This is a genomic window from Dysgonomonas reticulitermitis (assembly GCF_054601275.1).
This window is the reverse complement of sequence record NZ_BAAHWU010000011.1, coordinates 1-21,316: the sequence shown is the minus strand read 5'-3', so window position 1 is coordinate 21,316 and position 21,316 is coordinate 1. Positions and strand designations below refer to the sequence as shown.

Annotated in this window: 16 protein-coding genes, 1 tRNA gene and 1 pseudogene; 12 read left to right on the top strand and 6 right to left on the bottom strand. The window is 39.1% G+C overall.

Annotated elements, in window-relative coordinates:
• Window positions 1–265: 265 nt before the first annotated feature.
• The 6 genes from ACYPZI_RS06650 to mltG all read left to right on the top strand — a co-directional run bounded on the left by ACYPZI_RS06650 (window position 266) and on the right by mltG (window position 8,938).
• Window positions 266–880: an SIS domain-containing protein gene (locus ACYPZI_RS06650; RefSeq protein WP_459599859.1), complete on the top strand. Its 615-nt coding sequence runs from the start codon at window positions 266–268 to the stop codon at window positions 878–880.
• Window positions 881–1,042: 162 nt separating this feature from the next.
• Window positions 1,043–1,651, top strand: a complete 609-nt coding sequence (locus tag ACYPZI_RS06645) for an L-threonylcarbamoyladenylate synthase (protein ID WP_459599857.1) — start codon at window positions 1,043–1,045, stop codon at window positions 1,649–1,651.
• Between the two features lie 51 nt (window positions 1,652–1,702).
• Window positions 1,703–3,268, top strand: a complete 1,566-nt coding sequence (locus tag ACYPZI_RS06640) for a S41 family peptidase (RefSeq protein ID WP_459599855.1) — start codon at window positions 1,703–1,705, stop codon at window positions 3,266–3,268.
• 20 nt (window positions 3,269–3,288) lie between these two features.
• A complete protein-coding gene (gene thrA / locus ACYPZI_RS06635; protein ID WP_459599853.1) occupies window positions 3,289–5,730 on the top strand; it encodes a bifunctional aspartate kinase/homoserine dehydrogenase I in 2,442 nt (813 codons plus the stop codon).
• 101 nt (window positions 5,731–5,831) lie between these two features.
• Entirely contained in the window at window positions 5,832–7,049 is a 1,218-nt protein-coding gene (locus ACYPZI_RS06630; protein ID WP_459599851.1) for a cofactor-independent phosphoglycerate mutase, read from the top strand.
• A gap of 872 nt (window positions 7,050–7,921) precedes the next feature.
• Complete coding sequence (gene mltG / locus ACYPZI_RS06625) at window positions 7,922–8,938, top strand: endolytic transglycosylase MltG (protein ID WP_459599849.1); 1,017 nt, start codon at window positions 7,922–7,924, stop codon at window positions 8,936–8,938.
• Between the two features lie 22 nt (window positions 8,939–8,960).
• Here mltG and ACYPZI_RS06620 read toward each other — a convergent pair whose 3' ends face one another.
• The 3 genes from ACYPZI_RS06620 to ACYPZI_RS06610 are packed head-to-tail and all read right to left on the bottom strand — an operon-like array spanning window position 8,961 to window position 12,166.
• Window positions 8,961–10,373 carry an undecaprenyl-phosphate glucose phosphotransferase gene (locus ACYPZI_RS06620; RefSeq protein WP_459599936.1) on the bottom strand — a complete coding sequence of 471 codons (1,413 nt, stop codon included), beginning with the start codon at window positions 10,371–10,373 and terminating at the stop codon, window positions 8,961–8,963.
• A gap of 42 nt (window positions 10,374–10,415) precedes the next feature.
• On the bottom strand, window positions 10,416–11,300 hold the full coding sequence (locus ACYPZI_RS06615; RefSeq protein ID WP_459599847.1) for a CPBP family intramembrane glutamic endopeptidase: 885 nt from the start codon (window positions 11,298–11,300) through the stop codon (window positions 10,416–10,418).
• A gap of 2 nt (window positions 11,301–11,302) precedes the next feature.
• Entirely contained in the window at window positions 11,303–12,166 is an 864-nt protein-coding gene (locus ACYPZI_RS06610) for an N-acetylmuramoyl-L-alanine amidase-like domain-containing protein (RefSeq protein WP_459599845.1), read from the bottom strand.
• A 216-nt stretch (window positions 12,167–12,382) separates the two neighbouring features.
• Here ACYPZI_RS06610 and miaA point away from each other — a divergent pair, with 216 nt between their 5' ends.
• The 3 genes from miaA to ypfJ all read left to right on the top strand — a co-directional run bounded on the left by miaA (window position 12,383) and on the right by ypfJ (window position 16,224).
• On the top strand, window positions 12,383–13,297 hold the full coding sequence (miaA, locus tag ACYPZI_RS06605) for a tRNA (adenosine(37)-N6)-dimethylallyltransferase MiaA (protein WP_459599843.1): 915 nt from the start codon (window positions 12,383–12,385) through the stop codon (window positions 13,295–13,297).
• Between the two features lie 46 nt (window positions 13,298–13,343).
• Window positions 13,344–15,284, top strand: coding sequence for an NAD(+) synthase (locus tag ACYPZI_RS06600; RefSeq protein ID WP_459599841.1), 1,941 nt, complete (start codon window positions 13,344–13,346; stop codon window positions 15,282–15,284).
• An 88-nt stretch (window positions 15,285–15,372) separates the two neighbouring features.
• Window positions 15,373–16,224 (top strand): KPN_02809 family neutral zinc metallopeptidase, encoded by an 852-nt coding sequence (gene ypfJ / locus ACYPZI_RS06595; RefSeq protein WP_459599839.1) that lies wholly within the window; start codon window positions 15,373–15,375, stop codon window positions 16,222–16,224.
• A 74-nt stretch (window positions 16,225–16,298) separates the two neighbouring features.
• On the opposite strand, the gene ACYPZI_RS06590 is transcribed toward ypfJ, so the two are convergent.
• Entirely contained in the window at window positions 16,299–17,714 is a 1,416-nt protein-coding gene (locus tag ACYPZI_RS06590) for an OmpP1/FadL family transporter (RefSeq protein WP_459599837.1), read from the bottom strand.
• A 292-nt stretch (window positions 17,715–18,006) separates the two neighbouring features.
• On the opposite strand from ACYPZI_RS06590, the gene ACYPZI_RS06585 reads away from it, so the two are divergent.
• The 3 genes from ACYPZI_RS06585 (at window position 18,007) to ACYPZI_RS06575 (ending at window position 20,620) form a co-directional block, all read left to right on the top strand.
• Window positions 18,007–19,422 (top strand): tetratricopeptide repeat protein, encoded by a 1,416-nt coding sequence (locus ACYPZI_RS06585; protein ID WP_459599835.1) that lies wholly within the window; start codon window positions 18,007–18,009, stop codon window positions 19,420–19,422.
• 219 nt (window positions 19,423–19,641) lie between these two features.
• A tRNA-Lys gene (locus ACYPZI_RS06580) sits at window positions 19,642–19,714 on the top strand.
• A gap of 240 nt (window positions 19,715–19,954) precedes the next feature.
• Complete coding sequence (locus ACYPZI_RS06575; protein ID WP_459599833.1) at window positions 19,955–20,620, top strand: phage integrase SAM-like domain and Arm DNA-binding domain-containing protein; 666 nt, start codon at window positions 19,955–19,957, stop codon at window positions 20,618–20,620.
• A 3-nt stretch (window positions 20,621–20,623) separates the two neighbouring features.
• Here the strand turns inward: ACYPZI_RS06575 and ACYPZI_RS06570 are convergent.
• Both ACYPZI_RS06570 and ACYPZI_RS06565 read right to left on the bottom strand, forming a co-directional pair.
• Window positions 20,624–21,145: pseudogene (locus ACYPZI_RS06570) on the bottom strand (IS630 family transposase); the annotation flags it as partial.
• Between the two features lie 20 nt (window positions 21,146–21,165).
• Window positions 21,166–21,316 (bottom strand): winged helix-turn-helix domain-containing protein (locus ACYPZI_RS06565; RefSeq protein ID WP_459599934.1); only part of this gene is annotated, 151 nt, incomplete at its 5' end.

Sequence of the window (21,316 nt, the reverse complement as noted above, 5' to 3'; positions counted from 1 at the left end):
TAGATTGTGCAAAGATAAGATTTAATGAGGCCTAAAATAACAATAAAATGTGAAAAAGCTTATAATAACAAAAAGAGAATTAGGGTATCAAAATTTATTTCTTTTTCCGGATTGCTTCGTTCCTACCAATGACGTGTAAAAGACCTTTTGAGACAGCTCCTGCAAGTAAAAAAATCCATCTGAAAATACCTGTAAAAAAGATATGCTATAAAATTTAAACAGTTTATTAAAAGAATAATATCTTTGCAGTAAATAAAATACAATAATGAACTTAGAGGAAATAAATTCCATACTTCGTCAGGAAGCGGAAGCAATACAAAGTATTCCGGTAACAGATGTTTACGAAAAGGCTATAAATTTTATCGTGGAACAGGTTAATATAAAAAAGGGGAAACTTGTAACCAGTGGGATGGGTAAGGCCGGACAAATAGCTCAGAATATAGCGACAACCTTCAGTTCGACAGGAACGCCGTCTGTATTTTTGCATCCAAGCGAAGCTCAGCATGGCGACTTGGGTATTTTACAGGAAAACGATATTGTTCTAGCCATATCCAATTCGGGTAAAACACGCGAAATCGTGGAGCTTAATACTTTAGCAAAAACTCTTGTTCCCGGTATCAAGTTCATTGTAATAACCAGCGATCCTGATAGCCGGTTGGCTCATGAGGCCGATGTCTGCATTCTTACGGGGAAACCGGCAGAGGTATGTAATTTGGGGCTTACTCCTACAACATCTACTACGGTGATGACAGTTATCGGAGATATATTGGTGGTAGGGACTATGAAGAAAATAAAGTTTACACCTACAGATTATGCTAAACGTCATCATGGAGGATATCTGGGCGACAAATCGCGGGAAATGAGCAACGGGAAAGAATAATATGAGTTCTTTCCATGATTAATATATAAGTAATCTAAAATATTTACTGTCGCATGTCATCCTGACCGTAGGGAAGGATCTCGACCCCAAAAAGAGACACGAGATGCTTCGTCCCTCAACATGACAAATACGACAATAAATCTTATCATTTATATAATGGCTATGCTTGTAAAAATTTATCCGGAAAATCCGAACGAAAAGGAAATCGATAAAGTAGTGCAAATATTGCAGGACGGAGGGCTTATTATTTACCCTACGGATACAGTATACGCCATAGGTTGCGACGCGCTTAATGTAAGGGCTGTGGAGGAAATTTGCAAGATGAAGGATATTAATCCGGCAAAAAGCAATCTCTCCATTATTTGTTACGACTTGAGCAACATCAGCGAATATGCCCGCGTGGATAATTTCACATTCAAACTGATGAAGAAAAACCTTCCCGGGCCATTTACCTTTATATTGAACACAACATCTTCACTCCCTAAAATATACAAGAATAAAAAGACAGTAGGGATACGCGTCCCCGACAATAATATTATCCGCGAGCTCGTTAATAGTTTAGGTAATCCCATCCTTACCACATCTATCAAAGATGATGATGAGATGCTCGAGTATTCAATCGATCCTGAACTGATCTACGAAAAATATAAAGAGCAAGTTGATATTGTTATCGATGGCGGATATGGAGGAATAGAAGCATCTACTATTGTGGATTGTACTGACGGCGAACCTGAAATAATCAGGCAAGGAAAAGGAGAATTAATATTATAGAAATTAAATGCGTACATTTACAAAAATTATATTCAACATATAAATGATATTATGAAGGTAAAATTAGTTTTTTTATTACTTTTGTTGTTGTCCTTCAATGCATGTAAGGATACTAAGGAGGAGGATGGTCCTAATCCTGAACCCAATCCTAAGCCATCGGAGCTTACAGATGATGAGTTTACAAATCAATGGGCTTACAATAAAATGAAAAGCCTTTATCTGTGGAATACAAATCTTCCTTCTAAGCCGGATTATACGCAGGACCCCGAAGCATTTTTCAAAAGCATATTATATAATTATGGGAATGTAAACGGAGATCGTTTTTCGTGGATAGAAGAAGATACTTCTAAAAAAACAAAGGCTCTTTATGCTGATACAAACCTAGGCTTCGAGTATCTTCCAATGAATTATTTTCCAACATCCACTTCGAGCAATACATCGATAGGATTCTTTGTCTTATATGTTTATGAAGGTTCGGATGCCTATAAAAAAGGGCTAAGAAGAGGACAAGTAATATATAAGGTTAACAATGTCGATGTAAATTACAATAACTATAGCACATTGTTGAAAGATGTTTCTTCAGTTTCTCTTTCTGTATACAACAATAAGGGAGAACAGGTAACATTCAGTTCTATACAAACTACTGAATCAAAAAAATCGCCGGTATTTATTAGTAAAGTAATTACAGCGACTACAGGAGCTAAAATCGGATACCTTATGTATACCGGGTTTGAACGGAATTCCGATGATAAAGATAATAATTATGAGTACGATATTGAACTTATTGAAAGTATACGAACTCTGAATAGTCAAGGAATTACAGAATTTGTTCTCGATCTGCGCTACAATCCGGGAGGATACCTTACATCGGCAATGGACTCAGCCAGCGCGTTAGTGCCTAACAGAAAGCCCGATAATGTTTTCGCGAAAGAAGCGTATAATACCCATTTTCAGGATTCTATAGTCAAAAAATATGGAGCGAATGTTCTGAACGAGTACTTCTTAGACAAAGTATATGGAACAAACACTGCTATACCAAACTTAAATCTCACAAGATTATATGTCCTTGCCGGCGAATATACAGCATCTGCCAGTGAATTGATTATTCATGGTCTAAGACCTTATATGACAGTTGCACATATTGGAGAAACTACCGTTGGAAAGGATAAGGCTTCTATGACGGTAAAATCCGATAATAGCCGGATTAAATGGCAACTGCAACCTCTTATTTCCAGATTGACAGACGCAAATGGAAAGGGAAATTATATAAATGGCTTAGCGCCGGGTATTGGCGCCGGCTCCGGTGATGCTTCCTATAAGGTATCGGAATTGGAAGAAGGATATACGATGCAAGCTGCGTATTATGCTGATGGTAACGGGAACAGAGTTGAGACTCAATGTCCTCTTTTGTCAAAGTGGACAGGCGGCTTGAAAGAATTGGGAGATCCATCCGAGCCTTTACTTGCCGAGGCTATTGCGAAAATAACAGGAGTAGCTCGGGTTAAAACAAAATCAGCATCAACTTCCGATAGAGTTCCGGTGCAAGTGCCAAGACTAAAATATAACGAAGAGCGTCAGAGAATCATAATAGACCAAGACAAGTTTTCCGGGAAATAAATATAAGTAATAACGTATTAATGAAAGTAATGAAGTTTGGCGGGACTTCCGTAGGTTCCGCGACCAATATCGCTAACGTAAAAAAAATAATAAGTTCTGTTGAAGAACCTATAGTTGTGGTTGTTTCAGCTTTCAAAGGTATAACGGACAAATTATTACTAACGTCCGGTTTGGCCGCCAATGGAGATTATTCCTATGAACGCGAATTCCGGGAAATAATAGAGCAACATGTAACCGTTGTCAGCAAGCTCGATATAGCAAGAGATCGCCGGAGTGAACTCGAAGTAGAAGTCGGCAGATTATTGGAGGAACTCAGCAATATTTTCAAAGGCGTATTCCTCATAAACGATCTTTCTCCTAAGACATCGGATAAGATTGTCAGTTACGGGGAACGCCTGTCTTCTCTTATCATCAGTTATACTTTCGATGACTATCAGCTATTGGATGTTACACAATTAATCAAGACCGACTCTGCGTTTGGGAAGCATACACCGGATATAGAGTTGTCGAGCAAACTGATACAGGATGCCTTCGAGTCGTCGAGCCAAAAAGTGTTAGTTGCCGGCTTTATTTCTTCGTGTAAAACAACAGGTGAGATCACCAATCTAGGGCGTGGAGGTTCAGACTATACCTCGGCTATTTTCGCTGCTGCATTGAATGCGAATATACTCGAAATATGGTCGGATGTGGACGGCTTTATGTCGGCTGATCCTAAGATTATAAATAATGCCCATGTAATAGAAAGCCTTTCTTTTACAGAGGCAACCGAGCTTTGCAACTTTGGAGCGAAAATTATTTATCCTCCGACAATATTCCCTGTTTACCATAAGAATATTCCTATACGGATAAAAAATACATTCAGGCCTGATGCTCCCGGAACCTATATCTCTCACAATGGGTTGGAAAAAAAGAGTAAGGCCCAGATAAAAGGAATATCATCCATTGCCGACTCTTGCCTTATTACTGTGCAAGGGCTGGGAATGGTAGGGATTATTGGGGTAAACTACCGGATATTCCGCGCTTTGGCGAAAAATGGTATAAGCGTCTTTCTTGTTTCTCAGGCTTCGTCCGAGAATAGTTCTTCTATCGGAGTTCGCTCTGTCGATGCGGAATTAGCAGTACATGTATTAGAGGAAGAATTCGAGAAAGAAATCTCCATGGGTAGCATAAATCGCGTTTTATTAGAGAGGGAACTTGCCACGGTAGCTATCGTTGGCGAGAATATGAAATATACTCCCGGTATTGCCGGAAAACTATTCGAAACTCTCGGGAAAAGTGGTATTAGTGTCATTGCCTGTGCACAGGGAGCTTCGGAGGTGAATATATCGTTTGTAATAAAGAACAAATATTTGCGTAAAGCTCTTAACTCTATCCACGACTCGTTCTTCCTTTCCGACTATAAGGTTTTGAACCTTTTCATCGTAGGAATAGGGACTGTTGGTGGAAATTTGATAGAACAGATAAGACAACAGCAACCAAAGCTAATGGAGCAATATGCCCTGAAATTGAATGTGGTGGGTATTGCCCGTGGGAAGAAGGCTTTATTCTGTCGCGAAGGCATTAATTTGGATAACTATCGCTCTGAATTGGATGAGAGGGGAATCCCCAGTTCGCCGGATATACTCAAAGAGGGCATTATCAATATGAATATATTCAATGCCGTATTTGTGGATTGTACCGCTAGTGATGCGGTGGCAGAAATATATGGCGACCTGATGTCGAAAAATATATCTGTAGTCACAGCTAATAAAGTTGCGGCTTCGTCCGGTTATGATAGTTACATCAAGCTGAAAAATACGGCACGGGAGCGCAATATTAAATTCCTGTTCGAAACAAATGTAGGCGCCGGGCTTCCAATTATCAATACAATGAACTCCCTTGTCAATTCGGGAGATAAGATAATAAAGATAGAAGCTGTACTCTCGGGTACTCTTAATTTTATATTCAATACGATCAGTGCGGATATTCCATTCAGTAAAGCTATTTATATGGCAAAAGAGAGTGGTTTTTCCGAGCCTGATCCACGTATCGATCTTAGTGGTACGGATGTTGTCCGCAAGTTGGTGATCCTTACCCGTGAAGCCGGTTATCCGGTAGAGCAGTCGGATGTGGAAAAGAATTTATTTATTCCCCAGAGTTATTTTGACGGAACAATTGAGGAGTTCTGGGCAAGTATAAGGAAAGAGGATTCAACATTTGAAGAGAGAAGAAAGAAGCTTGAAAGTGAACATAAGCATCTTCGCTTTGTGGCTAAATATGAGAATGGAAAATGTAGCGTGGGTTTGCAGGAGGTTTCTCAAAGCCATCCTTTCTACGATCTGGAGGGTAGTAATAATATTATCCAGATAACGACAGAGCGATACAATGAATATCCGATGATAATAAAAGGATATGGCGCGGGAGCCAGTGTTACCGCTGCCGGAGTATTCTCTGATATTATCAGTATCGCGAATGTAAGGTAAGCGCCCCTCTAATCTCCCCAAGTAGGAGACTTCAGAGAGGGTCTACAAATTATTTATCAAAGGTATTAATTCCTCCCTTAAGAGGAGGCTAGGAGGGGCTAATGAAAACAATTATTATTCTTGGCGATGGAATGGCCGACGAGCCTATCGCCGCTTTAGGAGATAAGACTCCTTTGCAAGCAGCGAAAAAACCGTATATAGATATGCTTGCCGCTAAAGGTAGAAGCGGAGTGTTAGACACAATCCCTCCGGGTTTTAAACCGGGGAGTGAGATAGCGAACCTGTCAGTATTAGGTTATGATCTTCCGAAAGTATTTGAGGGCAGAGGCTCTCTTGAGGCAGCCAGCATGGGAGTCGATATATCACCCGGAGAGATGGCAATGCGCTGTAATTTAATCTGTATCGAAGACGGAAAGATAAAAAATCATTCGGCAGGCCATATATCGAGTGAAGAAGCGGCAGAATTGATCAGGTTTCTCGATGAGCATTTAAACGATGGAAAGGTTAGTTTTTATCCGGGAGTATCATATCGCCATCTGTTAAAACTGAAAGACGGTGATAAACATCTGGATTGTACGCCTCCCCATGATGTAACAGGTGTTCCATTCAAAGATGTCCTTATAAAACCGGATATGCCCGAAGCCGGAGAAACCGCCGGTTATTTGAACGATCTGATAATTAAATCTCAGGAACTTCTTAAAGATCATCCGGTGAATAAAAAGCGTATAGCAGAAGGTAAAGACCCTGCGAATAGCATCTGGCCCTGGTCGCCGGGCTATCGCCCTCAGATGCAAACCTTGCAGGAACTATTTGGGATAAAGGGTGGTTCTGTAATCTCTGCCGTCGATCTGATTATGGGTATTGGAGTTTATGCGGGGCTTAAGGTAATCCATGTGGAAGGAGCTACCGGGTTGTACGATACAAATTATGAAGGCAAAGCTCAGGCTGCAATCGAGGCATTGAAAGAAGAGGATTTTGTATATTTGCATATAGAGGCTAGCGACGAGGCCGGGCACGATGGAGATTACAAACTGAAAACCAAAACGATAGAATATCTCGATAATCGTGTTGTAAGGCTGATTTATGAAGCTACTAAGGACTGGAATGAGCCTGTCACGATAGCGATTTTGCCGGATCATCCGACTCCTTGCGCTATCAAGACGCATACCAATACTCCCATTCCGTTTCTTATATATAGATCAAACGGAGATGCTGACGATGTGCAGGTATACGACGAATTTGAATCTCCAAAAGGCGCTTACGGCCTAATAAAAGGGAGAGAATTTATGGAACTTTTATTTTTTAGAAGTGAAAAGTGAAGCATTGTCCGGTGTCCGTTTTATCTATAATAGATAATTTGTAAATTAGCGAATGAGCAAATTTGAAAATTAGCAAATGAGTGTGGAGTTTGTTACTTTTTAGTTAAAAAGTTACGAGTCGACGAGATACGAGGTACGAGTTGTTGGTTGTTTACTGATGACTGATGACTGATAACTGTAGAGGTTTGTTACTTTTTAGTTAAAAAGTTATGAGTTATGAGTTCTGAGTTTTAAGTTATGAGTTCTGAGCGCTAACTACTAGCACGCTCGCGCAGACGTCCCGTCTGTGTGTTGTGAAGCAAACCTTTTGCTCTATCGAGCAAGACACGGACTAGAAGTCCGCGCCAGCAGGGGGAGGAAGGAGTTTTTCTCTCGTCATTGCGAGGGTTCGCCCGAAGCAATCCAGAAAGTAAAAAACGAAATGAGTGTGGAAGATGTTACTTTTTAGTTAAAAAGTTACGAGTCGACGAGATACGAGGTACGAGTTGATGACTGTTGACTGTAGAGGTTTGTTACTTTTTAGTTAAATTCCGGTTTGTCATGTTGACGACAGGAAGCATCTCCTGTCTCTCAGGGATCGGGATCCTTCCCTGCGGTCAGGATGACAAAGAGGGTAGCCGCGCGAGCAAGGGGCTAACGGCTAAAAAATAACTGTAGAAGTTTGTTACTTTTTAGTTAAAATGAGGAAGGAGTTTTTCTCTCGTCATTGCGAGGGTTCGCCCGAAGCAATCCAGAAATAATCAATACTCTGGATTGCTTCACTCCTGTTGGCTCCGCCGATTTTCAATTCGCAATGACGAAAAGGCCTTGTTGACTGCTAACTGCTAACTGATGACTGATGACTGTTCACTGTGGAATAATGTTTAATAAATATGAAAAAAAAGATTTTGTACATATTTCTGATAGTTGTAATCGCTATTATTGCGGTTGCTGTTTATGGGTATAGCATTGTATCCACAGGTTTCAATATTGACAAAACAGTATATGTTTATATCGATGACAGCAAAGATTATAACGCATTATTAGACGAACTCAGAGATAGCGCGAAAGTGAAAAGCATTTCAAATTTTGAGATGTTGTCTACTGCGTTGGGGTATAAAGATAATATGCGGACAGGACGTTATGCTGTGGCACCCGGTATGACTATATACGACTTGATTAGGGATTTGCGGAGTGGTCATCAAGTTCCTGTAAAATTGAAGTTCAATAATATACGGACAAAAGCGGATTTATCGAAACGTATATCCGACCAATTGATGTTATCCGACGAAAGCTTGTATAACAAACTGAATGATATAAATACATGTGAGTCCTTAGGTTTTACACCCGAAGATGTTGTAGCTATGTTTATACCTAATACATATGAAATATATTGGGATATAGATACTGATGATTTCCTTCAGCGGATGAAAAAGGAATATTCACGTTTTTGGGACGAAAAGCGTATTTCCAAGGCTAAGGAAATAGGATTATCTCCAGCTCAGGTTTCTACACTCGCTTCTATTGTAGAAGAGGAATGTACATTTTCTGATGAATACCCTGTTGTTGCCGGATTGTATTTGAACAGGCTCCGTATAGGCCAGCCATTGCAAGCCGACCCTACCGTGAAATTCGCGGTCGGCGACTTCTCGCTCAGGCGGATATTGAATAAACATAAAATTAACTCTCCCTACAATACTTATCAGCATACAGGGCTCCCTCCGGGACCAATCCGTGTACCGTCAATCAAGGGGATCGACTCGGTACTAAACTACGATAAAAATGATTATCTGTATATGTGTGCAAAAGAAGATTTTTCGGGAAGGCACAATTTTACAAAAACGCATGGTGAACACCAGATTTATGCCGCAAAGTATTGGAAGGCATTAAACTTAAGGGGGATAAAATAAGAGTGAATATCGAAGAAAGTGGCTAAAAGGCTTTCTCATCTCCTCTGAACATATTAAAGACAGTAAGGAAAATGATTTTAAGATCAAGGAAGAAAGTCCAGTTCTCAAGATACCATACGTCTCTTTTTACACGTTCTTCCATCTCTTTTACCGTTTTGGTTTCTCCTCTACAACCTGTAACTTGAGCCCAACCGGTGATTCCCGGCTTAACCAGATGGCGTACCATAAATTTGTCGATAATGGCGCTGTACTGATCCGTATGCTTCAACATATGAGGACGAGGCCCGACAAGGGACATATCGTTTTTGAAAACGTTTAGAAGTTGAGGGAGTTCGTCGATGTTAGTCTTTCTCATAAAAGCGCCAACCTTTGTAAGACGAGGGTCGTTGGCTACAGTCTGAAGCTTGTCAGCCTCTTCGTTGGGCTTCATGGATCTGAATTTATAACAGTTAAACTCCTGTCCTTTTATACCTGTCCTTTTCTGAATAAAAAGGATTGGCCCGCGAGAGGATAATTTTATTATAATCCCAAATACTAAGAGAATAATGGGGAAGATTGTTACAAGCAGAATCCCCGATACGATAAAATCAAAGCTTCGTTTTACGAATCTATTTGAAAAATGTTGTAGAGGCTCATTTCTCAGGCTCAATACAGGAGTAGATTCCAAAAAGTAGAATGTAAACCTTCGCTTTATATACTTATGGAATTCAGGAATATATTGGAAACGGATCATGTTTTTCTCCGAAAACAAAATTAGATTTGCAATTGTTTCCTCTTCGATTCCCGGCAGAGTGCAAAAGAGTTCATCAACCTTCTGCTTTTTTATATAATCCTTTATATCAGAAACTTTTCCTAAATAATTAGGCAGGGCTCCAATCTTTTCAGGATCATCATCAAAGAATCCCATTATTTTATATCCAAAGTCGCTGCATAAAAGAGATTCGTGGATTTTGACACCATTAACACCTCCTCCTACAATTATGACTTGCCTATAGTTATAGCCTTTACGGCGATATATCTTCAGTAATATTCTGAAAGTGATATGCCACATTACAAATAGAGTTCCTAATGTTAAGAATCCTATAATCCACGGTATGATGGGAATGGATGGAATTACTTTAAATATGGAAAATCCGGCTGTAAGAAGAATGGAGTATACCGCTATAAAAACAGTAGACTTCTGTACAATTCTATCCAAATAAATAATATTGGAAGATATATGGAAACGGATGAAAGAGTTCACGAAGAAATAACATAAATTGATAATTAAGAGGGCAATTATCTGCTCTCTGTAATGTATATTATCTATAATTTCATAATCACGGAAAATAGAATATACAACTAAGAAAAAAAGGTTTATGAGTAGTAAATCACTAATTCGTATGACCCAGTCGATCAGGGAACTATAGCTTTCTCTCTTTCTCGTAACATTCATCATAGTGTGAATAAAAATGCAAAGTTAATAATTAATCTTAAACTATTTTGATATTTCTAGTCTTTTTCTATTTTTAAAAATAAGCACTATAAAAATAGACGTTAGTATAATACTTGGAATAATAAACCGGATGTTAGTTTCGAAACTAACATCTGTTATTTGTTCATAATCAGAAGTCCCATAGTATATATATGCAAAAATAACACCGGCTGCATTATTTATCGTATGAACTATAACCGGTACCCATAAATTACGTGACCAAACAAATAAGTAGCCCAAAACAGCTCCGAGTAGTACCCGGGGAATGAAACCAAAGAATTGAAAATGAATGACACTAAAAATAATTGCAGTGACCCAAACTGCAATATGTTCATTCTTTGAAATCTTAAGCACGATTTGTTGTAAACATCCTCTGAAAAAAAGTTCTTCTGTCAATCCTGCTACGATGGCAATAACTAATAAGTTGAAGATCAGTCCGAAAACAGACTTGTCAGAGAATAGAAGTTCCACAGCCTTTTTTGCCGAAAGCTCTCCATCCCTCATCTTTTCCTCTATAAACTTCATTGAGTCCGGAAGGCTCATCTGCTGATTATAATACGCAATGACATCAATAAGAGGCTGAATCACTAATATTAGAACAATAGCCAGAGCTAAAAGCACCAGATTTGTTTTAATATCTAGTTTTAGGTATGTTTTTGACGAACCTTGACATAAAAAAGAAAAAGCTAAAGCGGGAATCAGGAAAGCAAATACCTGTGAAATCATTTGCGACATTCGCATAACGCGCGCAGATGTTTCCATTTCTTTCACATCTACTCCTAGTATCAATATGAAAGATCCGAAAATAATGCCTGTGAAAAAAAGAAACCAAAGAAAGAAGAATTGAGCCCAACCTCCCATTCCTTGTAAAAGGCCTTTGTTATCCATAACTAATTATTAATCCGGAAAATACTTATTCCTGTGCAGCCCTTAGAATCATTACAGTACTCGAAAAGTGTCTTTTGTTCGATAACAACTTTTTTCATCTTACTCGAAGCATGGATAAAATGTAGCTGCTCATTTTCCCAATAGGCAATGCCAACATGTGAATAGTCTAATCCGTCGGCCGAGGTGGCAAAGGCCACAATATCTCCGTTTTGTATCTCTTTGCTACTTACAGGTATTGCTGAAACAGGTATTACTATATACGCTTTACGACTGTTGATACTATCTTCTATTTTCTTTATTTTGGAAATATTTTCCTTATTATCCTTCAAATGTTTATACGACTGTGGGTGAGTAGACATAAAGTTGATGGTTTTCAGAATCACCTGTCCGCTTATTTCCCCACTTATATTTTTCAAAATTCCCTTTTCCTCATTCTCGTATGCCCAATCGCTTGTATAATGAAGTCGCGATGTGTAACCATCTATTTCGCCGGCTCTGTAGCGTATATAGGTCAGTAAGGCGGAATAATCGTCGAGTGAAGAGCGCCCGAATTTAATAATGCCGGATAGGGCGACGCAGTTCTCCATGAAAGTGGTGCAATCCAACTCCCTGAGGTTTACAATAAGAGTCTCGTTATCCGAAACTTCGAGAGTGGAGGCAACATATGGTTTTTCTAAAAAATATTTTGCCGTGTTAATTATCAATTCACTGAAAGGCTTTTTCTCATCTTTGCTAAAGGTTTTAATATAATCTTCGTAGATGAGGGAGTCTGATGTATTATAAATGACATTCTGTCCCTTGATTGCATTAGAAAACAAAACAAAGAAAAGAAAGAAGAATACGGAGTTTCGCCGGATAGTATTCATATTTATTATTTTTATATCAGTTTTAGGAAAGGCAAAGATATGAAATTTTTTAAATCGAAGCTAGAGGTAGAACTCTCTTGTGTAGAATATATTTTTGTGGATAAAGTGCATATAATAAGTATTTTATAATCTTTTTATTTTCAATTCGTAAAAGAAAAACCTTTATTGTTTCTGTCTTTTGATAAATAATACGAATTTCAGCTTAATTTTGTAATTATGAACAGATATGATCTGATAACTATAGTGGGGCCTACTGCCTCGGGAAAGACAGGGTTTGCCTGCCATCTTGCCCATGCCCTCGACGCAGAGGTTATTAGTGGAGATTCGCGCCAGGTGTACCGGTCTATGGATATCGGTACAGGGAAAGATCTGGGAGACTATATTGTTAACGGCAAAGCGATACCTTATCACCTTATAGATATCCGTGAGGCTGGCGACAAGTATAATATCTACGAATATCAACACGATTTTCATAAAGTTTATACCGGGATAAAAAGCAGGGGTATACTTCCTGTTTTATGTGGAGGATCGGGATTATACATCGAATCGGTGCTGAAAGGTTACTCTTTGGTAAATGTGCCGGAAAATAAAATTCTGCGGGCTAAATATGAAAATTATAGTCTGGATGAATTAACTAAAATACTTGCAGATTATAAATCATTGCATAATACTACGGATGTGGATACCGCACAACGTGCAATCAGGGCTATTGAGATTGAGGAATATAAAAAAGAGCATCCTCTGGAGCAAAACGAGTTTCCTCCACTCAACAGTTTGGTTGTCGGCGTAGATATAGACCGGAAATTACGGCGCGAAAAGATTACGCAGAGGCTCAAGGCTAGATTGGAAGAAGGCATGATAGAAGAAGTGAAAAATATTCTGGATAAAGGAGTGAAACCTGAGGATCTGATATATTACGGTCTTGAATATAAATATGTCACCATGTATGTGCTGAAAGAACTTACTTATAATGAAATGTTCTCTCAGCTCGAAATTGCCATACATCAGTTTGCCAAACGTCAGATGACATGGTTTAGAGGGATGGAAAGGCGAGGCGTTCATATTCATTGGATCGATGCCCTGTTGCCTGTTGAAGAAAAAATAGAAAGGGTTAAAGCCCTGTTAATATGATAATAAAATAACTTTCGTAAGTTTGTATAAATAATATTGATTCATTATGAACAATTACGGATTTGTGCGGGTAGCGGCCGCTACTCCTTCGCTTAAAGTCGCAGATTGCGATTATAATATAAATGAGATACTTAAACTGGTAGCTGATGCTGAAAAAAATAAAGTTTCCGCTATTGCCTTCCCTGAACTAAGTATTACAGGATATACATGTGGCGATTTATTCCTGCAACGCACATTGCTCGAAGGCGCGAAACAGTCCCTTCGCAGAATACTGGATGCAACAAAAGGATATTCTGTAATGACAATAGTGGGAATGCCTTTAGAGGTGTCTGATAAGCTTTATAATGTAGCAATTGTAATTTGCGGAGGAAAGATCTTAGGCGTTGTTCCGAAAACATTTTTACCCAATTACAATGAGTTCTACGAGAAGCGTTGGTTTTCTCCTTCCGGTGAATTAAAAGATGAAGTTGTTTATTTGTGCGACAGTTATGTCCCGGTTGGTATAAATCTTATTTTCGAAACTCAGGACTTCAAATTTTCTATTGAAATATGCGAAGACCTGTGGACACCAATCCCTCCGTCCAGTATTGCTTCTTTGAATGGAGTGGAAATCGTATTCAACTTGTCGGCAAGTAATGAAACTACAGGAAAACATATTTATCGGAAATCCCTTATAGCCCAGCAATCGGCACGTTGTATTGCCGGATATGTATATGCTGCCGCGGGTAGTGGGGAATCTACCACTGATGTTGTCTTTTCGGGCAGTAGCATGATCGCCGAAAACGGATCGTTATTGGCTGAGGCTGAACGTTTTTCGTTCGATAGCCAAATGATTGTCGCAGATATAGATGTAGATCGCTTAAAGAGTGACAGGTACAGGAATAAATCATTTTCATTGTCGGAATATAAGCTGATAAATGAACTTGAATACCGGAATATCCGCATCGATAGAGAAATATCTGTAGAGGAGTCTTCCTTGAACAGATATGTTTCGCCAATGCCTTTTGTTCCTTCAGGCGACAGTACGTTGAATGACCGTTGCGATGAGATATTCTCGATACAAATAGGTGGATTGGCTAAGCGACTGTTACATACCAATAGCCGGAATGCTGTAATAGGCATCTCCGGTGGATTGGATTCTACATTGGCTCTGCTTGTTTTGGTGAAAACATTCGATAAGCTGAATATCCCTCGCGGGAATATATATGGCATTACCATGCCGGGATTCGGGACAACCGGGCGTACATACAACAATGCCGTCAAGCTGATGCGGTCGTTAGGCGTTACCATTAAGGAAATATCTATAAATGAAGCTGTTATCCAGCATTTTAAAGATATAGATCACGATGTAAATATCCACGACATTACTTACGAAAATTCTCAGGCACGCGAACGCACGCAGATATTGATGGACTATGCTAATAAAGTAAATGGGCTGGTGATTGGTACAGGCGACCTGTCAGAGCTGGCTTTAGGCTGGTGTACTTATAATGGCGATCACATGTCGATGTATGCCGTTAATACCGGAATACCAAAAACCTTAGTCCGCACATTAGTAGCCTGGGTATCCGCTACACATATGGATAAAGCTTCGAAAGAAGTGTTGGACGATGTGGTAGACACGCCTGTAAGTCCGGAGCTGCTTCCTGCCGATGAAAACGGGAATATTGTTCAAAAAACAGAGGATACAGTAGGACCTTATATATTGCACGATTTCTTTTTATATTATGTGCTTCGCTTCGGATTTACTCCCGCGAAGATATATTTTCTTGCAAAACACTCCTTCGGAGAAGAATATACAAAAGAGGAAATACTCAAATGGCTCAAAGTCTTTTTCCGTCGTTTTTTCTCCCAACAATTTAAACGGTCTTGTTTGCCCGACGGCCCAAAGGTCGGGTCTGTCAATCTCTCTCCGCGTGGCGACTGGCGTATGCCGAGTGATGCTTCTGTATCTCTGTGGATGAGCGAGCTGGATGCATTGGGGTGATCTTTAGTTTATTTCTTGATTACCTGAGAAAACAATAGAATCGTTATATTTGTTTTTTTTTATATTAACAATTTAGTATTGGAAAAATATGAGACTCGATGGCAGGAGAAAAAGCGAGAATTATGAAGATCGCAGGGGAAAAGGTTCAGGTAAAACGTCTTTGGGCGTTATCGGTACCATTATCGTAGGATTGATTATATGGCTTACAGGTGGTAATCCGATGGAATTTGTATCCCAGCAGCTTTCGGATAGCAGCGTTACGTCGCAGAATTATGTGTCAACCGAAAAGGAAAATGAGGCTAGAGAATTTTCCCGGACTATTCTGGCAGGGACGGACGATGTATGGACCGATATATTCAATAAGAATGGCAAGAAGTACATACCTCCGAAAATAATCTTTTTTACGGGGGCTACTACCTCAGGTTGCGGGAGTGCCTCATCATCGACAGGGCCGTTTTATTGCTCGGCAGACCAGGCTATTTACATCGACTTGTCATTTTTTGACCAGATGAAAGATCAGTTGGGCGCAGGAGGCGATTTTGCATATGCTTACGTGATAGCCCACGAGGTTGGCCACCATGTGCAATATCTGCTTGGTACATTAGATAAAGTGCATCAACAACAGCAGCGGGTAAACCGAAAAGAGAGTAACCAGTTGAGTGTTAGACTGGAATTACAAGCCGATTTTTACGCCGGAGTATGGGCTTTTTATGATAATAATAAGTTCAACTCATTGGAAGACGGGGATATAGAGGAAGGTTTGAATGCTGCAACTCAAATTGGGGATGATCGTCTTCAAATGGAATCGCAGGGATACACAGTCCCCGATGCATTTAATCATGGAACGTCTGCACAGCGTACACGTTGGTTGAAGAAGGGGATGCAAACGGGTGATATCTCTCAGGGAGATACATTTTCTGTCTCTTACTCTGATTTATAATGGCTTTTGGGATAAAAACAAGTAGGCTGTCAACACTTTTTTGACAGCCTACTTATTTTTATTTTGAATATTGGTTAGAAAGAAAAGTCTACTCCGGCGGCAAATACTTTGTTTGTACGTGAAAATACGTCTTTATTGGTTATCAGCGTACCGATGCCACCTCCGGGTTCTTTTGTATAATCCGAATATGTAGTCCAGAAGTATCCTGCATTTATTCTTACTGTAGGTGAAATGTTGACAGCACCACCTAATCCGATAGAATAAGAATCACAAGAGAAGCTTAAGTCTCTCTGATATGTATTTCCTACACCATATTTAGTTATCTGCCCCCCTGCGCTTACAAGGAACATGCTGTTAATCTGATATTCTAAACCTGCGATATATTCATTTGTAGAGCCGGCGTCTTTTTGTTTACCGTCAGCCATCTTAGCTTTTGAATCGAAGAAACGGTGGTAGCCGATGCTTGCTTCTAACTGAGGCAATATCTTATAAGATACCCCTGCTGTAAACAATGCCGGTATATCATGGGCTGTATTGACACCATCGGAGAACATACCTGTATCATCCCTCTTGGTACTATTTTCGACATCTAATGCTGTCTTAAACTCATATTTCATGCCGATGTTGAGCTTGTTTTCATAATTGAAGTTAAAACCTATTATCGGAGCAACACCCCATCCCGACTGAGTAGATTCTAATTGTGCACCTTCGTCACTAGAAGCTTTAGCCAAAATACCTATCAATTGTTTTTGTTCAGCTGTCAGATTAGGACTTGCACCCATTGCTTCAAAAATCTGTGCTGCATATACCATCTGAGGAGAATAACCTTCAGCAGCAGCAGGAGTAAGGTTTATTTTAAGCCCACGTAAATACCCTTCATATTTGTTATTTACAACATTTAATCTAAAGCCTCCGTAAACCGAAAACATTTTATTTATCTCGTAGCTACCTCCAAGTTGACCGCCAAATATAAAGTTTGAACCTTTCATACTCTGATCTACCTGATACTGGTTTGCTTTATAACCTGCCAATTGCACAACCGAAGTACCTGCTCCTGCTACAGCCTCAAATGAAGGAAGCCCATTATCGAATGTGGCTTTACCTCCACCGCCCGAAACAGCGATACTTCCGGACAACACCCATTTACCTTTTTTGTATGCACCTTGCAAACTTGGAATGATGGGCGCGGAAGCTGTCCCTTTGAATGATTGGGTTTCTCCGCCTCCATTCATCTTGAAGATAGGAGATGTGGAAGTAATTGTTCTTGTCTGAAATGCACTTTGATTCGTAAAAGAAAAATGGAATCCATCTTCCAGTTTTACGAGTCCGGCAGGATTGGTATATGCGGCATCTATTTGTGTTGATGCATCACGTGCCACCATTCTTATGAAATGGGCGCTCTGGTTTGTATTGGTTAATATTCCTCCTGCAAAAAGGGAAGAATAACCTAAAGTTAGTATGGCAACAATTGCCGCAGTTCTTTTATTCATTATGATATCTAATAAATGAGTTAAATTGGGCACAAAGATATAACGAATATATTAGTTTCAAAAGAAACTATGTTAAAAATGAAGTATATCCTGCTGATTATCAAATATATGTTGCATATGCAACTTTGTTAATGCACTGTCAAATGGTTAATTGTGAATCCCTTGTTTATATTAATGGGTTTCTTATATAGATTTTTTGACACAGAAGTCGTGCTTCTGAAACATAGCTGAATAATAGTTTGATGTAACGAACTATTGAATTACCTTTGTCACTCTTTTAGATGGAGTTATAATGTCGAGAAAAGATATATCAGAACTTGCAAGAAGGTACGAACAGGCAATAGAATCGGGTAAAAATATTTATCTTGATGCCGACGAATTCGGTGATTTGGCAGAGTATTATGATATGCAGGATAACGCGGATGTTGCAAGAGAGATTATCGAATCAGGTCTTGCCATTCATCCCGGAAGCACATCTTTGCTTGCCAAAAAAGTGAAATTTGTTATCTACGACGGAGATTACATAGAGGCACTCGGTATGCTGGATAAAATAGGTGAGTATAATTTTGATTTATATTTGCTAAAAATAGAGTGTCTTTTGCAATTGGAACGTTACGATGAAGCCTATAATTTGACAGAAGAGTTGTTGGAGAAAGAAGAGGAAGAAGATCAGGATCATATCTTTGCAGAGCTTGGATTTCTTCATGTGGAAGCCGATTGCTTCAAGGAAGCAGCCATTTATTTTCAAGAAAGTTTAAAATTCAATCCGGAGAATATTGAAGTTTTATCTGATTTGGCTTATGCCTATGAAATGTTGGGCGATTTTGACGCCGCTATAGACGCAACGAATAAGATTCTCGATATAGAGCCTTATACCTATGAAGCCTGGATAAATCTGGGAAAGCTATTTTCGCTGAAAGAGGAGTTTGAAAAAGCTATAGATGCCTTCGATTTTGCTCTTACTATTAACGATTCGGACAGTAATGTTTTGAAATTAAAAGCTCATTGTCTCTCTATAGCAGGAAGAGTAGAAGAGGCTGTTGAGATTTTCAAAGAGTTGCTTGTGTCCTATCCTAAAGATACTTCTCTTTATCTCCTGTTGTCGGAATGTTATCTGTCATTGGAAATGTATAAAGAAGCATTGCACAGCCTTGATGAATACGAAAGTATTATAGGAGAAACAGAAGATTTGATGGTAAAGAAAACCTGGCTCTTCCTTCAAAAAGAGGATTATAAAGCTGCAACACTAATTGTAAAACGGGGTTTGGCCTTATATCCCGAATCAATTGATCTGGAAATAGCTGCGGGAGAAATCGCATTTAAACTTGAGGATTATGTCGAAGCCAAATCTATCTATTTATCCGCATACTCCAAAAGTCAGGAAGATTTTCACCTGATAGACAGGTTGGCCATTATCTGTATAAAGGAGGAAGATTACAGTCAGGCTGCTTATTATACCGAAAACCTGTTGGAGTTAGATCCTGATAATTTGGGTACAAAAGAGCGTTTAGCGCTACTGTATTTTGAAATGGATGACAAGGAGCTATTTAATGATATATTAGACCAATTTACAGACAAGGAATTGCTAGGCTTGTTCAAGTTGATTTATACACCTGAAAATTCGAATTATTTTGATCGCGATATGTTAATTGCCTATTTGAACAGGGCTCGTGAGACTCGTACTTTATTTAAGAATCTAAAATACTAAGAGCCTGTTTAAATTTTACCAAAACATTTTATTATAGCTCTTTTAAACAGGTTCTAAGGGTTTTCATTTAGAAAAGAGGGAAAAATAATTTTTATAAATAGTTGTATATGATATATTTATATCGCATGATATGTTTGGTGATCGTATTTTTCTATCAGATTATTTGGTAAATAAATATTTTAGACTACCTTTGCACTCGCTTTAATAAAGCAATAGGGAGATTCCGTAGCTCAGCAGGTAGAGCACATCACTTTTAATGATGGGGTCCTGGGTTCGAGCCCCAGCGGGATCACTAGCAAATGATGCAAAAAGAAGTAAAACCTTGATTTTCAGCAGAAAGTCAAGGTTTTTTCTTTTGTCCAACTAGGCAGAAAAGGGCAATTTACGACAGTATATACATGCCTAAATCGTGGACAGGCAAGCGTGTGAAAAATGGTCCACGATTTTGAGCATTAGTCATTATTTGTCAGCAACTTACCTCATAGCTACTTGATGGTTTAAACGTAATTTTAACCACAAAAAAAGTAGTAAAATGAAACAAAAATCCTTTCATGTTTTATTCTTTCTCAAAAAGAATAAAATCAAAGCAAACGGAGAAGCCCCTATCGCTATGAGAATCACTGTGGATAAGCGGTTCTGTGAAATGTTTGTCCGAAGAAGTGCATTAGTAGAGAATTGGGATCAGACTAAAGGGAAGCTTAAAACCAAAGACAAGCTGTCCACCGAGATCAATATGTATATTGATACCGTCAGAGCTAAAATTCAGAATATCCACAGACAACTCGAAGCCGATAACCTCGAAATATCCGCAAAGGAGATATGTAACCGATTTTGTGGTGTTGAAGAGAAACACAAAACTCTCCTAGAAGTTTTTGAAGAACATAATAAAGAGATCAAACAACTGCAAGGTAAAGGTTATGCTCAAAAGACAATTATCCGCTTCGAGGGGACAGTAAGATATCTGAAGGAGTTCTTAAAGAAAGAGTATAAGAAGTCCGATATCAATCTAAAGGATATTGATCTACCCTTCATTCAGAAATTCGATACCTTTTTAAAGACTGAGAAGAATTGTGCACAGAATACAGCTATCACCCGATTGAAACAAGTAAAGAAGATTATGCGTATCGCTTATTCTAATGACTGGATTCAGAAAGACCCTTTTATGACTTACCGATTCAAGTTCGAGGAAACTATATAATATCTAAAAATTAATTACACAAATATTTTTAATGAATTCATTCGGCCTGTCCGCCGATGAAAATAGTCGCCAGAATTTGGCAATGCGTTCTTTGAGAGATGATAAATAACGATTGTGAGTAATGCTTTTTCGCATATACCACCATACTCTTTCTACCGGATTGAGGTCGGGAGAATATGCGGGTAAATATCTAATTTCGAGCTTTGGGTGCGCCTCAAGAAATGGTTTGAGTATTTTCGCGTGATGGAAACGAACATTATCAACATACATGATGATCTTTTGTTTGTCTTTGTAAGTCCGCAGAACTTTTCGCAAGTGTTTCTTAAAAGAGTCCGAGTTTCCTTTTTGAGCAAAATTTACCGTCAGTTGCCCGCTAAGAGGGTTAACGCTTCCAAAGCCTGTTACCCGCTCTCTTTTGACTTGTTTGCAGTCTATCTCGGGTTGCTTGCCTTTGAGTGACCATGGGGCGGAAAGAGTTGCAGTGTTGCTTAACGAAAACTCGTCTTGAAATAAGACAATCGTATCCTGATTTTCAGCACATTGTTCTAAAGTTTTTTTATATCTGTTTTAGCTGTTTCGCGCTTGGTTTCGTCCTTTTCGGGATATTTGCCTCGCGAACGCTGAAAACTGAAGCCCAGCTCGTGCAGAAGCAGATAGACTGCCGCTTGCTTGTAAGCAACCTGATAAGCACTTACC

Bases quoted from the DNA above. Each gene is read 5' to 3' on its own strand.
- miaA (WP_459599843.1), top strand. From the start codon at position 12,383: ATGAACAGATATGATCTGATAACTATAGTGGGGCCTACTGCCTCGGGA.
- ACYPZI_RS06610 (WP_459599845.1), bottom strand. From the start codon at position 12,166: ATGAATACTATCCGGCGAAACTCCGTATTCTTCTTTCTTTTCTTTGTT.
- ACYPZI_RS06640 (WP_459599855.1), top strand. From the start codon at position 1,703: ATGAAGGTAAAATTAGTTTTTTTATTACTTTTGTTGTTGTCCTTCAAT.
- ACYPZI_RS06575 (WP_459599833.1), top strand. From the start codon at position 19,955: ATGAAACAAAAATCCTTTCATGTTTTATTCTTTCTCAAAAAGAATAAA.
- mltG (WP_459599849.1), top strand. From the start codon at position 7,922: ATGAAAAAAAAGATTTTGTACATATTTCTGATAGTTGTAATCGCTATT.
- ACYPZI_RS06615 (WP_459599847.1), bottom strand. From the start codon at position 11,300: ATGGATAACAAAGGCCTTTTACAAGGAATGGGAGGTTGGGCTCAATTC.
- ACYPZI_RS06650 (WP_459599859.1), top strand. From the start codon at position 266: ATGAACTTAGAGGAAATAAATTCCATACTTCGTCAGGAAGCGGAAGCA.
- ACYPZI_RS06645 (WP_459599857.1), top strand. From the start codon at position 1,043: ATGCTTGTAAAAATTTATCCGGAAAATCCGAACGAAAAGGAAATCGAT.
- thrA (WP_459599853.1), top strand. From the start codon at position 3,289: ATGAAAGTAATGAAGTTTGGCGGGACTTCCGTAGGTTCCGCGACCAAT.
- ypfJ (WP_459599839.1), top strand. From the start codon at position 15,373: ATGAGACTCGATGGCAGGAGAAAAAGCGAGAATTATGAAGATCGCAGG.
- ACYPZI_RS06590 (WP_459599837.1), bottom strand. From the start codon at position 17,714: ATGAATAAAAGAACTGCGGCAATTGTTGCCATACTAACTTTAGGTTAT.
- ACYPZI_RS06600 (WP_459599841.1), top strand. From the start codon at position 13,344: ATGAACAATTACGGATTTGTGCGGGTAGCGGCCGCTACTCCTTCGCTT.
- ACYPZI_RS06630 (WP_459599851.1), top strand. From the start codon at position 5,832: ATGAAAACAATTATTATTCTTGGCGATGGAATGGCCGACGAGCCTATC.
- ACYPZI_RS06585 (WP_459599835.1), top strand. From the start codon at position 18,007: ATGTCGAGAAAAGATATATCAGAACTTGCAAGAAGGTACGAACAGGCA.
- ACYPZI_RS06620 (WP_459599936.1), bottom strand. From the start codon at position 10,373: ATGAATGTTACGAGAAAGAGAGAAAGCTATAGTTCCCTGATCGACTGG.